Here is a 432-nt window from a genome sequence, read left to right on the forward strand (position 1 = left end):
CTGTTTCTTCAAGAGCACTTCGTTGCGCTTCAGCGCTGGCATCACACGATAAAATTGCATTACCACCAAGTGCCACGACTATTTTTTGATTCATGATGTTCACTCCTTATCCTCTTGGCAGCTGATGAGTAATACAGTGAATATTTCCGCCGCCAAGTAAAGTTTCTCTTGCTTTTACACCAACCACTTCACTGTTTGGATAAAGTTGTTGTAATTTTTCGCGAGCAAGTTCATCATTTGGATCCCCAAATAGCGGAAAAATCACTCCACCATTGGCTGTGTAGTAATTAATATAACTTGCTGCGAGTCGGTCGCCTTCTTCCCGTGGTAGCGTTCCTTCCACAGCATCCGCACCTTTACTTTCTTCATCGGTAATTAAAATTGGCTTAGGTACATTTCTTTTGTGCACTTCTCATTTACGACCTTTTGCAT

At 42.1% G+C, this 432-nt stretch carries 1 protein-coding gene; it reads right to left on the minus strand.

Annotated elements, in window-relative coordinates:
• Positions 1-106: 106 nt before the first annotated feature.
• A complete protein-coding gene (locus tag G8O24_RS47175) occupies positions 107-409 on the minus strand; it encodes an agmatine deiminase family protein (protein ID WP_202988831.1) in 303 nt (100 codons plus the stop codon).
• Positions 410-432: the final 23 nt, after the last annotated feature.

Origin of the sequence: Bradyrhizobium campsiandrae (assembly GCF_014529705.1) — a bacterium.
In the GTDB taxonomy this organism is placed as follows: Bacteria; Pseudomonadota; Alphaproteobacteria; order Rhizobiales; family Xanthobacteraceae; genus Bradyrhizobium; species Bradyrhizobium campsiandrae.